This is a genomic window from Streptomyces sp. SLBN-8D4 (genome assembly GCF_049739545.1).
Classification (GTDB): domain Bacteria; phylum Actinomycetota; class Actinomycetes; order Streptomycetales; family Streptomycetaceae; genus Streptomyces; species Streptomyces canus_C.
On the sequence record NZ_JBMGQC010000001.1, the window covers coordinates 6,361,452 to 6,374,705 of the forward strand.

At 71.6% G+C, this 13,254-nt stretch carries 11 protein-coding genes; 8 read left to right on the forward strand and 3 right to left on the reverse strand.

Features of this window, described 5'->3' with window-relative positions:
* Positions 1-174: 174 nt before the first annotated feature.
* Both RKD20_RS28855 and RKD20_RS28860 read left to right on the forward strand, forming a co-directional pair.
* Entirely contained in the window at positions 175-696 is a 522-nt protein-coding gene (locus tag RKD20_RS28855) for a sigma-70 family RNA polymerase sigma factor (protein ID WP_424883345.1), read from the forward strand.
* Position 697: 1 nt separating this feature from the next.
* Positions 698-1,405 (forward strand): hypothetical protein, encoded by a 708-nt coding sequence (locus RKD20_RS28860; RefSeq protein WP_424880252.1) that lies wholly within the window; start codon positions 698-700, stop codon positions 1,403-1,405.
* 60 nt (positions 1,406-1,465) lie between these two features.
* Here RKD20_RS28860 and RKD20_RS28865 read toward each other — a convergent pair whose 3' ends face one another.
* A complete protein-coding gene (locus RKD20_RS28865; protein ID WP_424880253.1) occupies positions 1,466-4,759 on the reverse strand; it encodes a S8 family serine peptidase in 3,294 nt (1,097 codons plus the stop codon).
* 242 nt (positions 4,760-5,001) lie between these two features.
* The gene (locus tag RKD20_RS28870; RefSeq protein WP_424880254.1) at positions 5,002-5,544 is read right to left on the reverse strand and encodes a CGNR zinc finger domain-containing protein; all 543 of its coding nucleotides are present in this window, start codon (positions 5,542-5,544) and stop codon (positions 5,002-5,004) included.
* Between the two features lie 122 nt (positions 5,545-5,666).
* Between RKD20_RS28870 and RKD20_RS28875 the strand changes: the two genes are divergently transcribed.
* The 6 genes from RKD20_RS28875 (at position 5,667) to RKD20_RS28900 (ending at position 12,014) form a co-directional block, all read left to right on the forward strand.
* Positions 5,667-6,110, forward strand: coding sequence for a VOC family protein (locus RKD20_RS28875; RefSeq protein ID WP_424880255.1), 444 nt, complete (start codon positions 5,667-5,669; stop codon positions 6,108-6,110).
* A 2-nt stretch (positions 6,111-6,112) separates the two neighbouring features.
* Positions 6,113-6,994: a pyridoxamine 5'-phosphate oxidase family protein gene (locus tag RKD20_RS28880; RefSeq protein ID WP_424880256.1), complete on the forward strand. Its 882-nt coding sequence runs from the start codon at positions 6,113-6,115 to the stop codon at positions 6,992-6,994.
* Positions 6,995-7,003: 9 nt separating this feature from the next.
* On the forward strand, positions 7,004-7,450 hold the full coding sequence (locus tag RKD20_RS28885) for an NUDIX hydrolase (protein ID WP_424880257.1): 447 nt from the start codon (positions 7,004-7,006) through the stop codon (positions 7,448-7,450).
* 233 nt (positions 7,451-7,683) lie between these two features.
* Complete coding sequence (locus tag RKD20_RS28890; RefSeq protein ID WP_424880258.1) at positions 7,684-9,450, forward strand: TIGR03767 family metallophosphoesterase; 1,767 nt, start codon at positions 7,684-7,686, stop codon at positions 9,448-9,450.
* A gap of 99 nt (positions 9,451-9,549) precedes the next feature.
* Entirely contained in the window at positions 9,550-10,686 is a 1,137-nt protein-coding gene (locus tag RKD20_RS28895; RefSeq protein ID WP_424880259.1) for a serine hydrolase domain-containing protein, read from the forward strand.
* A gap of 143 nt (positions 10,687-10,829) precedes the next feature.
* Entirely contained in the window at positions 10,830-12,014 is a 1,185-nt protein-coding gene (locus RKD20_RS28900) for a glycosyltransferase (protein ID WP_424883346.1), read from the forward strand.
* 88 nt (positions 12,015-12,102) lie between these two features.
* Here the strand turns inward: RKD20_RS28900 and RKD20_RS28905 are convergent, their stop codons facing one another.
* Positions 12,103-13,149: a hypothetical protein gene (locus RKD20_RS28905; RefSeq protein ID WP_424880260.1), complete on the reverse strand. Its 1,047-nt coding sequence runs from the start codon at positions 13,147-13,149 to the stop codon at positions 12,103-12,105.
* Positions 13,150-13,254 lie beyond the last annotated feature (105 nt).

A 13,254-nucleotide genomic window follows, 5' to 3' on the forward strand; every position in this document is an offset into this window, starting at 1 on the left:
GCTTTTCCATCATGCGGCCGACCCGGGGCTTCCTGTCCAATTCTTTGCGCTCCATGCCCGAGGAATGGACTGCCCGACGGTGTGACGTACACCTCTCGGCGATTTTCCGCGGGATCCGGCGAACGTTTCCGTGGGCTGCGGCGTCGTAGAGGAAACGCGGTGAGGGGGTGGCTTGTGCTGCGCGGAAAGGCTCGCCGGGTCCAGGAAGGGGACGACCCCCTGGACGCGGCGCAGGAACGCCGGGTGCGGGCCGTGCTCGCCCTGGGCGGGGTGCCGCAGGCGGACCTGCCGGACGGGGTGCAGCAGGTCCGCCTGCGGTTGCTGGAGCGGGCGGCGAAGGGGTACGAGGCGCCACGGGACGTGTCCGCGTGGGCCGCCGTCGTCGCCTCCAACCTCGCCATGGACTGGCACCGGGCCAAGAAGCGCCAGGAGCGGCTGGGGGAGCGCCTCGCCTCGCTGCGCCAGCACGAGCACCCCTCGGGGGAGGACACCAGTGTGCTCTCCCTGGCCGTCGCCCAGGGCCTGGACGAGCTGCCCGACCAGCAGCGTCAGGTCCTCGTGCTGCGGTTCTTCGCCGACCTGCCGGTGCGCTCCATCGCCCAGGAGCTGGGCGTCCCGGAGGGCACGGTCAAAAGCCGCCTGCACACGGCGGTGCGGGCCCTGCGCGCCCGCCTGCACGAGGACGAGGTGGTGTGACATGAGCGCCGAGAACGAGACGTACGACGACGACGCGCTCATGGCCGCGCTCACCGGCGAGGAGCCGGGCGACGAGGCCCGGGCGGACCCCGCGTTCCTGGCCGAGTACCGCGCGGCCGAGGCCGACATCGGGCTCCTGAGGATGCAGCTCGGGATCCTCGGCGAAAGGCTCGCCGAGGCGCCGCCCGCGCCGCGAGCCGCTCCCCCACGGCCCTCCCGGGCCGCCCGCCGCCGCGCCCGCACCCTGGCCTTCGGCACCCTCGCGGTGGCCGCCGTCGCCGGCGTCGTCACGGGGCTCGGCTGGCTCGTGGGGCACGGCGGCGGTGCGGACAACCTGAGCTCGGCCGACTCCGGGTCCTCCAAGGCGGAAGCCGGCGTCCGCTTCGGCAGCCCGTCCTACCTGGCCTGCGCCACCACGGTCGCCGAGGCCGAGGTCACCGCGGTCAAGGAGCTCCCCGCCGCGGGGGAACTCCAGGTCACCGTGCGCGTGAGTCGCTACTACAAGCCGACGGTCGGGGTGAAGGACCTCACCTATGCGATCGGCGCGTACGACCTGCCCGAACCCCTCACCAAGGGCACCCGCGTCCTGTTCGGCGTGACCGGGGGCGCACCGAGCCCCGACCACTGGGCGGTCGGCGAGCAGCAGATCGCCCCGGAGCGGGCCTGGATCACCGCCTCGCTCCCGGCCTCGCGCGGCCTCGGCTGCTAGGGCACGAGAAAGGGCGGGCGCCCCTCGGACGCCCGCCCCTCGTCGCCGTACGGAGAAGTGTTACGGCGTGACCTTCTCGATCTTCACGTTGCCGACGCCCGCGACCGTGCCGCGCGCGTTGACGAGGCTGACCTGGCCGAAGAACTCACGGCCCTCCGGAGCGGCCGCCAGGGCGGTGACGCTGCCGGAGACGGTCGTCGAGGCGCCCGTGGCGAGCTTCACCGGTGCGTCGGAGACGGAGACGGTGCCCAGGGTGCTGGAGAAGAACACGTCCTGGTAGTCGTACGCCGTGGAACCGGCCGGGACCGAGTAGCCGACGACCTCGATGGTGTACGTGCCGGCGGCGGGCGAGGCGACCGAGACGGCCTCCTCCGAGTCACCGTCGGCGGACGAGCCGACCACGGTGCCGGCCGCGTTGTAGACCGTCAGGTCCAGGTCCGCGGCCACGTCGGAGACGTTGCCGATGGCGACGTCGAGCGACTTGGCGCCCGCGGGCACCTCGACCGTGGTGGTCTGGGTGGCGCCCTCGGCGATGGTCGGGCGGGCCGTCTTGGACGAGCCGAGCGGGCCGCCGGCCAGCTTGCCGTCGATCGCGGCGAGGGTGTTGGTCACCTTCCAGGAGGCGGTGGCCGGGGTGCCGACCTTGGCCTCGGGGACGGTCACGGTCTCCGGGTCGAAGACCGCGCCGTAGACGGCGACGTCCAGCTTGTACGGGTTGTCGAGCAGCGGCGAGGTGCGGCGCGACTCGACCTCGATCTCCCAGACACCGGCCTGCGGGTCGGCGTAGGAACGGGCGTCGGCCTTGCAGCCGTTGCCGTCGAGGTAGTTGTTGTAGCAGTACGGGGTGCCGGTGTTGTCGACCGGGACGCCGTAGGGGTGGATGGCGATGAAGCGGGTCTGGCTCTTGTCCTTGAGCCCGCCGATCGCGACCTCCAGCGACTTGGCGCCCGCGGGCACGGTCACGAAGTACGACTGGGTGCTGTTGCGCTGCACGGTGTTCGACGCCGAGTACGTGTACTTCACCGGCGAGGAGACCACGACCGTGCTGAGGATCTGCTGGTCGACGCCCTCGGTCTTCGGGTCGTCGACGACCAGGATCGCGCTCTTGAGACCCGCGGACTTCGGCTGGGCCTGGACCTTGACGGTCACCGGCTGGTTCAGCGGGAGCCGGATGTCGTCCTTGCCGAGGATCCGGAAGGCGCCACCGGCGTTGTTGTCGAAGTACAGGTCGTGGCGGATCGCCTTGTCCGCACCGGACGTACGGGTGATGGTGACGTCGTACGTCTTCTTCTGGCCGGCCCGCAGACCGCCCTCGCGGTCGTAGAGACCGGTGCCGTAGCCCGGGGTCTTCAGGAGCTGGTCGATCGCGGTGTCGACGGGCGCCTTGACCGTGTAGTCGTGGGCCGTGGCACCGTCCTTGATGGAGTCCCAGGCGTCCACGATGTCGATGAGGCCCGCGCCCTCCTCGTACGCCTGCACACCCTTGATGTGCTCGGCGGTCGAGGTCAGGGCGGTGCGCAGGGTGGCCGGCGTCAGCGCGATGTGCTTCTGCTTGGCGGCCGAAAGGAGCAGCGCGGAGGCGCCGGTGGCCTGCGGGGAGGCCATCGAGGTGCCCTGGAGCATCGAGTAGCCGGCCGGCAGCGTGTAGCCCGACTCGGCGACCGGGGAGCCCGGCAGCCAGGTCTGGGTGGTGTTGATGGCCGCACCCGGGGCGGACAGCGTCGGCGTGAAGCCGCCGTCCTCACGCGGACCGCGCGAGGAGAACGGCATCATCGCGTACTTCTTCTCCACGGCCGAGCCGTAGTTGGCGGCCCAGGTCTCCTTGGAGATGGTCGCGCCGACCGAGATGACCTTGTCGGCCAGACCAGGGTCGCCGATGGTGTTCGCGCCGGGGCCGGAGTTGCCCGCGGAGATCACCAGCTGGACGCCGTAGGTGTCGATGAGGCGCGTGTAGAGCTCGGCGCGCGCGTTGTTGCCGTCGTTGAGCGCGGGCAGGCCGCCGATCGACATGTTGACGATGTCGACCCCGCGGTTGACGACGAGGTCGATCATGCCCTCGGTCAGCGCCACGTTGGTGCAGCCGCCGGTCCAGGTGCAGGCACGGGACGAGACGAGCTTCGCGCCCGGGGCCGCGCCGTTCATCTTGCCGCCGAACAGGCCGTTGGCGGCGGTGATGCCGGCGACGTGGGTGCCGTGCTCGGACTCGATGACGCCGATGTTGACGTAGTCGGCCTTGCTGCCCGCGGCGTCGTAGACGACGTCCTTGCGGATCTCGACGACGAACGGCTGGCGCTCGGCGACATCGGTCGACGGGTCGTCGGTGCCGAAGTACCCGACCTGGTAGCCGTCCTTGTACGGCTTCATCGGGGTGTCGTCGGAGAAGTCGTTGTTGTTGTTCAGGTCGACCCGGACGGTTCCGGCGGCCGCGTCGTAGAGGACGCCCCAGACGTCGGTGGTGTCGCCGTCGCGGTTGGCGTCGCCCTTGGCGTCACCGCCGGTGGTGGCCGACTCGCGGAACAGGTTGAACTGGTAGGAGCCCGCCGGGGCCTTCCAGGTGGCGCCCGCGATGGTGAAGGTCGGGCCGCTGACGGGGTTGTTCATCCGCCGCCAGGTGGCGTCGCCGTCGGAGACCGGGTCGGTCGACGTCACCCAGTCGACGATCTTCCGCTCACCGGTGGTGGTCTTCTGCAGGGCCGGGTGGCCGAGGTCCACACCCGAGTCCAGGATGCCGATCGTGACGCCGCGGCCGTCCGCCTTCGGGTGGTCCTGCACGAAGTCGACGGCGCCCGTCTCGAAGGACGGGTTGTACGGGTTCTCGGCGGGCGTCTTCGCGCTCGGGGCCGGGTAGGTCTTCGCGGCCTTGTGCGCGGCGCCCTTGGCGGTGTCGGCGCTCGGCGTCGGGTCGTCCAGCGGGATGTCCTGCTTGACGTCGATGCCGTGCACGGAGGAGAGCTTCGCGGCGGCGGCGATGGCCGAGTCCGCCTTCGCGGTGGGGACGGTGGCCCGGACGTAACCGAGCTTGTCGTACGTGAGGCCCACCAGGCCGCCCTTGACCGCGTCCAGCTCCTCGGCGACCTGCTCGGTCTTGCCGGGGGCGGTGGCGACCATCAGCGTGATGTTCTTGACGCCGTCGGCCTTGGCCTCGGCGAGCGCGTCGGCGTCGTCCGAACCGAGCTTCTCGTCGGCGGACTTCAGACCCGGGTCCGACGCCGCGGGGGTGGTCCCCGTGTCCGCGGAGAAGGCCATGGGTATCGGCCCCGCCGCGGAGAGCGCGGCGACCAGTCCGGCGGCCGCGGCTATGCGCGCCACACGTCTCGCGCCCGATATCGGGGCGCTCTGGGGGGTGAGGGTCATCGGCATCCCTTGTGAGTAAAGGAACGAGCAGGCGTGTGACCGGGACCGATCGGTCCCGGCCACGGTGATCCGGATTACGACCCCGGATGAGCGCCCAGCTTTACCCATGGGAAGGATGTTTAGGGAGAGTTGACCGAATCGATATGGGTGTATGGGGAAAACCCGCGATGACCTTTAGGGGCATCGGTGAAGATGCGTGCGAAAGCGGGCGATTCGCCCTACGAGTCCTTGGGGCGGTCTTTTCAGGCGTCCTTGGTGCGCGCGTAATGGCGGGACGCCTTCGCGCGGTTGCCGCAGGTCGCCATCGAGCACCAGCGCCGGGTGCCGTTCCTCGACGTGTCGAGGAAGTGGAGCACGCACGACTCGTGGGCGCATGACCGGATCCGGTCCGGCGCGGTGCTGAGCAGCTCCAGGTAGTTGCGGGCGGCGAGCCAGGCGGGCGCCCAGTCGGGGTCGCCCAACTCGGGTCGCTCGACGGGGCCCTGGGGGGTCAGCGTGACCCGCACCCGCCCGTGCTCCAGCACCGCGTCGACCAGGGAGGCCCCCTCCTCCGGCGACCCGTCCACCGCCGTGCGCAGAGCCTCCCTGGCCTGCCGGACGTGCCGCAGCATCCTGCCGTCCGGGGTGTGGGCACCGCTCAGCCCGGCCGAGTCGAGCCACACCCCGAGCCCGTCGACGTCGGCGAGGAGGTCCTGGAGGCTCCCCTCGCTCATCCATCGCGTGTTGAGCAGATCGAGTGCGAGCGGCTCGCCGGTGAGCGGGCGGGGATCGCGGGGGGCGGACATGCGGGGCTCCCTTCCGTGCTAACCGGTCAAGCCTACGTGACTGGTTGCGCCCGCTGCTTCTAACCCTTAAAGTCACTTACAAGGGTTAACCATGCGGGTTGGCCAAGCTGAAGGGGACAGCCGTGACCTTGCGCACCGGCCACATCGGCCTGAACGTCACCGACCTCGACCGTTCGCTCGCCTTCTACCGGGACGTCCTCGGCTTCACGCCCCTCGCCGAGGGCAAGGAGGAAGGCCGCCGGTACGCCTTCCTCGGCGACGGCGAGACCCTCGTCCTCACCCTCTGGCAGCAGGCGGAGCAGCCGTACGGACCCGACCGCGCGGGTCTGCACCACCTCGCCTTCGAGGCGGACTCGATCGAGCGGGTCAGGGAGTACGAGGAGGCGCTGCGGGCGTACGGCGCGGACTTCGCCCACGAGGGCGTGGTCGCCCACCGCGAGGGCTCGGGCTCGGGCGGCATCTTCTTCCACGACCCGGACGGCACCCGCCTGGAGATCTCCGTGCCGAGCGGTGCCGAGGAAGCCCCGGCACCCTCCGGCACCGCCCCGACCTGCGGGTTCTTCTAGTCATGGGCGTCTATCACGCGGGCTCTCGGGCCGTGCAGGACCGGGTGGGGGTGCGCGAGCAGGCCGATCACGTGGGCCGCTCGGTCGGCCGGGGCATCCGGGACGTTGCCGCGGCCTTCCTGGAACTCCAGCCGCTGCTGGTCGCCGGCGCCGCCGACCCCTCGACGGGCCGGGTCTGGGCGTCCCCGCTCGCCGGGGCGCCGGGCTTCGTGAGGGCGACGGGCCCGCACCGCGTCTCGGTCACCGGCGATCGGCTGCCGTCCGACCCCCTCGCGACGGCGCTCGCCACCCCCGGCACGCCCGTCGGCACGATCGCCCTCGACCCCCGCACCCGCCGCCGGATGCGTCTCAACGGCCGACTCGGGCCCACGGCACGGGGGTTCGCGATCGAGGCCGATCAGGTCTTCGCGAACTGCCCCAAGTACCTTCAGCGGAGGGAGTCGTACGAGATCGTGCCGGACCGCCGACCGGGCAAACCCCAACGCACCGCCGAACTGACCCCGGAGCAGGCCGAGTTCGTCACCGCCGCCGACACCTTCTTCCTGGCCTCCGTGCACGAGGGCGGGGCCGACGTCAGCCACCGGGGCGGCAACCCCGGTTTCGTGCGCGTCGATTCACCGGGCGAGCTGAGCTGGCGTGACTACCCGGGAAACTCCATGTTCCTCACCCTCGGCAACCTCGCCGCGGACCCCCGGGCCGGCCTGCTGTTCCTCGACTGGACCACCGGCACGGCACTCCAGCTGACCGGCGAGGCGCACACCGAGTTCGGCCCGGAGCGCAGGGTCCGCTTCACCGTACGGGAGGTGGTCGAGACCCCCTCGGCGCTCCCGCTGCGCTGGTCCGCGCCCCAATACTCACCGGCCAATCCGGTCCCGGCGGGCTAACTTGCCCGTATGCGCAAGACGTTGAGGGTGGCGGCCTACGCCATATGCGTCCGTGACGAACAGATCCTGCTGGCCCGCTGGCTCAACGACGGCCTGCCGGAGTGGACGTTGCCCGGTGGCGGTATGGAGCACGGCGAGGACCCCCACGACACCGTCCTGCGGGAGGTGGAGGAGGAGACGGGCTACCGCGTCGAGATCACCGGCATGCTCGGGGTCCGGTCGGTGCGCTTCCCGTCCCGGAGCCGCTTCGGCCGCACGGTCGAGCGCCACCACGTGGGGCTCATGTACGAGGCCCGGGTCACCGGGGGCGAACTGCGGTACGAGGTCGGCGGCTCCACCGACATGGCCGCATGGCACGACCTGGACGCGGTACCCGCGCTGAAGCGCGTGCCCATGGTGGACTTCGGCCTGCGGCTGTGGCGGGAGCGGCCGGTGGCCGGACGGCCCGGGGAATAGGTGTCGTACCCCGCAAGATGAACACGGAGTGACCGCCCCCGGGCCGTTCGACGAGCGCTCCTGAACGCGCAGGGTGGCCCAAGATCCACGTACGGTGATCGGCGTTGCGCGTTGCCGTCTCGTTCACGCGCAGGTCATTCCCGGTGCCAAGCATCCAGAGCGAGCGGGTTGTTCGCGAACGCGATCACCCCGCGACCACTGCCGACGCAGTTCGCACTCGGGGAGATCGCGCCATGTCGCGCACACGCTCTGTCGCCAGCACCACGCCGGCGGTCCACCGTCGCACCGTCCTCGCCGCCGCAGGTGCGGTCGCCGTCTCCGCGGGCGTCGGCTACGCCCTGCGGCCCACCGACAGCCAGGCCGCCACGACCACCGGTGCCGCCGAGGCACCCGTGGCGCAGACCGTCCACAAGGCCGCCGTCCCGGTCGAGGTCCCCCTCGCCCCGTACACCCGCGGCACCACCGTCGCCTCCGTCGCCGCCCCGCGCACGAGCTCCGGCTACCGGCGCCTGGGCAACGGTCCCGGCTGGAGCCGCAAGGTGCGCGCCGAGCTCGCCGCCCCGAAGTCCGGGCGGGCCGGCCGGCGTACCTCCCTGGCCGCGTTCGTGCAGTTCACCGACCTGCACCTGATGGACAGCCAGCACCCGATGCGGCTGGAGTACCTGCGCTCGACCGACGTGCACGCCTGGCGGCCCCAGGAGGCGCTCACCGTGCCCGGCGCGATCTCGCTCGTCGAGCGGGTCAACGCGCTGCGCGGCGGCCCCGTCACCGGCGCCCCGCTCCAGTTCGCCATGACGACCGGCGACAACACGGACAACAACTCCCGCCACGAGCTGGACTGGTTCCTCACCGTCATGAGCGGCGGCCGGATCACCCCCAACTCCGGGGACCCGCGCCACTACGAGGGCGTCCAGAACAGCGGCCTCAAGCAGTACTGGCAGCCCGACTCGACCACCCGCGACCAGGACAAGCAGCTCGGCTTCCCGCACCTGCACGGCTATCTCGCCGCCGCGATACGGGAGGTGAACAGCCCCGGCCTCGCCATCCCCTGGTACTCCACGGTCGGCAACCACGACAGCCTGCCGCTCGGCTGCTACGGCCACGGCGACTCCTGGCTCGCCGAGTACGCCGTCGGCGGCAAGAAGCTGATGTCGCTGCCCGCGTCCGAGTCGAAGAAGCTCCAGGACATGATCCGCAAGGCCAACGACCCGCAGGGCCACCACTTCCGCGACCTGCTCAAGGCGCACGCCCGGAACATGCGCTCGGTCACCCCCGACGAGCGGCGCGCCCCCTACACCGCCCGCGACTACCTCACGGCCCACCTCGACCCCGCGTACCGGGGCGTGGGCCCGGTCGGACATGGCTACTCGACCGCCAACCTCGACGCGGGCACCCAGTACTACAGCTTCCGCATCGCCGACGACGTCGTGGGCATCAGCCTCGACACCACCGACCCGGGAGGCCACTACCAGGGGTCCGTCGGCACCAAGCAGCTGCGCTGGCTGGACCGGACGCTGCAGGAGAACAAGGACTCCTTCGTCGTCGTCTTCAGCCACCACACCAGCGACTCCATGGACAACCTCCGCCGGGACCCGGCCCACCCGGACGAGCGGCGCTACGGCGGCGGAGACGTGGTCGCCCTCCTGGCCAGCCACAGCAACGTCCTCGCCTGGGTCAACGGTCACATCCACCGCAATGTGGTCAAGGCCCACTCGGCCCCCGACGGCCGCTCCTTCTGGGAGATCTCCACCGCCTCCCACATCGACTTCCCGCACCTCGCCCGGGTCATCGAGCTGGCCGACAACAAGGACGGCACGATCTCGATCTTCACCACCCTGGTCGAGTCCGCGGCCCCCCACCGCACCGACTTCGCCGACCTCTCCCAGACCGGCCTCGCGGCCCTCTACCGCGAACTGGCCTACAACGCCCCCGGCTCCAGCGACAAGCTCGGCGGCGCCTCGGGGGACCGCAACACGGAGCTGGTGCTGAAGAAGGGCTGAATCCCGCCCAACCGGCCGGACCGGCCTCAACCTTCCCCTCCCGGCGGGGGTCTCTCCCGCCGATCACGCCGACCTGGCGTGCCTGAACAGGGGGAAGACATGACCGTACGTACGACTGTGGTGGTCGGGGCGACTGCGGTGGCACTCGCGACCGGCCTCGCCGCTCCGGCGATGGCGGCCGGGTCCGACACTCACGCGGCCACCCGGCAGGCCGTCCGCGCCGCGGTGCAGGACGGGGTGCCCGGGGTGACGCTCACCGCGAGGGACGGCCGCAGCACCTGGTCGACCACCGCCGGGGTGGGCAATCTGAGGACACGTGCCCCGCGCACGGCGGACGACCGCTACCGCGTCGGCTCCATCACCAAGACCTTCGTCTCCACCGTGCTGCTCCAACTGGAGGCGGAGGGGCGGCTGTCGCTCCACGGCACGGTGGAGAAGTGGCTGCCCGGCGTGGTCCGCGGCAACGGCCACGACGGCAGCAGGATCACCCTCCGGCAGCTCCTCAACCACACGAGCGGGATCTTCAACTACACCGCCGACGAGACGTTCGGGCGCACGTACTTCCTCAAGGACGGCTTCTTCAAGCACCGTTACGACACCCAGAGCCCCGGACAGCTCGTCGCGGTCGCCCTGGCCCACCAGCCGGACTTCGCGCCGGGCACCTCCTGGAACTACTCCAACACCAACTACGTACTGGCGGGCATGGTGGTCCAGAAGGTCACCGGTCGCTCGTACGGCGAGGAGATCCGGCACCGGATCATCGACCCGCTGCACCTGAGCGCCACCTCGGTCCCGGGCACCCGCGTCACCGTGCCCCGGCCCAGCAGCCGGGCCTACTCCAAGCTCGCGGAGACGGCGACGGGACCGACGTACGACGTCACCGAGCTGAACCCCTCGCTCGCCTCCTCGGCGGGCGAGATGATCTCCGACTCGGCCGACCTGGACCGCTTCTACTCGGCCCTGCTGAAGGGCAGGCTGCTGCCGCCGAAGCAGCTGAAGGAGATGAAGACGACGGTGCCCGTCGAGGGGATCCCGAACGCCGGCTACGGCCTCGCGCTCATGGACCGCAAGCTCAGCTGCGGAGTCCACGTCTGGGGCCACAACGGCGGCATCCACGGCTCCTCCTCCGTGGCCGTGACCACGGCCGACGGCCGGCACTCCCTCGCCTTCAACTTCAACGGCGACTGGTCGGGGGACGCCGACGCGGTGGTCGAGGCGGAGTTCTGCGGCGGGTAGGCGCGCCGACTCGGATCCGAAGCGCGCCGTTCATCCGGACGTAATGTCCGTACCGCCTCATATCGGCTAACCCGCACTTCACGGGGATGGCTCGATTGGTGTGCAAGGCGGGTGGTCGTGTGCGTACGGGACGCGAGCTGCGAGTGCTGTCGGTCTACGAGGGTTTCTTCTCCGGTGGGGCCCGGATCGTGCACAGCGACATCGTTCTGGGTCTCACCGAGGGCGGCCAGCACCATCGGGTGCTGAGCCTGTACGGCGAGGTGCACCGGGAGACGACCCGGCAGCGGATGACGGACGACACCTGCTACCGGGCGCTCACCGCGGCCGGAGTGGGCGTCACCTCCCTCGACCGCACCTTCCGCGGCACCGGCGTTTCGGCCGACTTCACCGGCCCGGAGCTGGCCGAAACGGCCCGGGCGACGGCCGGCGCGGACGTCGTCCTCTCCCTGAAGGAACAGCCGCTGGGGCTGCTGAACCAGGCGGGGCTGCCGCGCCGCCCGGTGGTGGTCTGTCTGCACCGCTCCGACCCGGAGAACCAGGGCCGCGCCCTCGACGAGCTGAAGACCGCCATCGCCGACGGCACGGTCGTGGCCTGTGTCTGCTGCGCCGAGTCGACGAGGGACGCGTACCGGGCCGCCGGGATTCCCGCCGAGCTCCTCCACGTGATCCCCAACGGGGTCGACCTCTTCCGCTTCCGCCCGGACGCGGCCCGCCGCCTCGCGCTGCGCACGGAACTCGGCATCGGCCAGGCGGCCCCCGTGGTCGTCTTCGCCGCCCGCTGCGACGCGATGAAGAACGTCCCCCTGCTGCTCGCCGCCGCCCGTGCCTGGCTCGGCCGGATCCCCGACGGGCAGGTGCTGATGTGCGGGGCGGGCATGACGGCGGCGAACCCCGGGCTGACCGCGGACATCGCGACGGCGTTCCGAGGGGCCCCGGCTCTCGCGGACCGGGGACTGCGGCTGCTGGGTGTCCGGCGCGACATGGAGACGCTGTACGCCGCCTCGGACGTCGTCGCTCTCACCTCCGCCTGGGGCGAGGCCGCTCCGCTGTGCCTGATCGAGGGCATGATGTGCGGCGCGGTCCCGGTGGCGACCGACGTCGGCGACAGCGCGGCGATCGTGGCGGGGCACGGCCTGATCACGGCCCCGGACCCGGAGGAGATCGCGGCGGCCTGGTCCCGGGCCGCGGATGCCCGAACCGACCTCGCCTCGGCCCTCGCGGCGAGCCGCGAACGCTTCAGCCGTACGAGGATGATCGCGTCGTACGCGGCCCTGCTGGACCGTGCCGCCGCGGGCGTCGCCCACCCCGCGCTGCCCGACCCGCTCTAGCGGCCGCGGGCGCGCGACGCGAGGAGGGGCCCCGCTCCCCAGTGCCGTGGCCCCTCCTCTCCCCTCCTGGTCCCGCCCCGGTCCGTCACTACCGGGGCAGCACCACGACATACGCGGCGGGATCTCGGTCGCCGGAGGCCATCAGGGCCGTACGGACCACCGTCGCCTGCTGTTCCATCGCGTCACGGAGCTTGCGCGGGGTGATGTGGACGACCGTGATGCCGAGCCGCTCCAGGTGCTCGCGCTTGCGGGCGTACTCGGACCAGAGCGCGTCCTCGTCCTGACGGGGAGCGCGGGTGTCCAGCTCCACCGCGACCGCCTGCACCGGCCAGTACGCGTCCAGGCCGCCCAGGTGGGGGCCGCCCGGCAGCCTCAGGTCGACGTTCCACACCGGGTCGGGGAGGCCGTACTCCTCGACCATGCGGTACAGGCGGTCCTCCGCGATGGCGCGGCCCTCGGCGAGCAGGGAGTCCACCGCGTCCACCACGTGCGGGCGGCTCAGCAGCTTGGCGTTGTTCAACTCCCGGACGACCGCGGCCGGTTCGCAGTGGCCGCCGCGCACCGCCTCCGTCAGCAGCCGGCGTACCGCGCCCCCGTCGGTCAGTTCGGTGACCGCGTCGGCGAGGGCGCGCGGCACCGGGGCGACCGGGAGGCCGGTGACCTGTTCGGCGGCGGGGAGCCCCGAGGTGCGGACGATCCGCGCGCCGCCCGTCGAGCGCAGCCGGCGCATCCTCGGGACCAGGACGTCGATCCGGTCCAGGGAGGGCAGCGGCGGGGTCGAACTGAAGCCGTGCAGGGTCAGCGCCGCCAGGCCGGTGATCATCGCATCCGCGTACACCGGGCGGTGCGGCTCCTCCGCGCCCGGCTGCGTCGGGACCCCGGCGCTCTGCTCCCGTGCCGCGTACATCAGCACCGCGTGCAGCCGCTCCTCGCTGGTCGGCGGGCCCGGGTGGAGCAGGAAGACACCCGGGAGGATCTGCTGCCAGGGGCCGCCGGGCCGGCACTGCTCGTTGGCCTCGGCGACCGAGACGCCGGTCGCACGCAGCCGGCCGGCCGTCACGACACGGCGCTGCACCTCGGAGAGGTGACGCAGGGGGCGGGGGGAGAGCGGGGGGACCGGGGTGTTGTGGTTCATGCAGCGGAGGTTCCCGCCTCCGGACCGCCCGCTAACCGCTGTTACACGCCCGTCGACAAATACGGACAAGACAGCACTAAAGGACGGGTGTTCGGGTGCCGAGCG

Coding starts and splice junctions, on each gene's coding strand:
- RKD20_RS28860 (WP_424880252.1), top strand. CDS start 698: ATGAGCGCCGAGAACGAGACGTACGACGACGACGCGCTCATGGCCGCG.
- RKD20_RS28865 (WP_424880253.1), bottom strand. CDS start 4,759: ATGACCCTCACCCCCCAGAGCGCCCCGATATCGGGCGCGAGACGTGTG.
- RKD20_RS28870 (WP_424880254.1), bottom strand. CDS start 5,544: ATGTCCGCCCCCCGCGATCCCCGCCCGCTCACCGGCGAGCCGCTCGCA.
- RKD20_RS28880 (WP_424880256.1), top strand. CDS start 6,113: ATGGGCGTCTATCACGCGGGCTCTCGGGCCGTGCAGGACCGGGTGGGG.
- RKD20_RS28885 (WP_424880257.1), top strand. CDS start 7,004: ATGCGCAAGACGTTGAGGGTGGCGGCCTACGCCATATGCGTCCGTGAC.
- RKD20_RS28890 (WP_424880258.1), top strand. CDS start 7,684: ATGTCGCGCACACGCTCTGTCGCCAGCACCACGCCGGCGGTCCACCGT.
- RKD20_RS28895 (WP_424880259.1), top strand. CDS start 9,550: ATGACCGTACGTACGACTGTGGTGGTCGGGGCGACTGCGGTGGCACTC.
- RKD20_RS28905 (WP_424880260.1), bottom strand. CDS start 13,149: ATGAACCACAACACCCCGGTCCCCCCGCTCTCCCCCCGCCCCCTGCGT.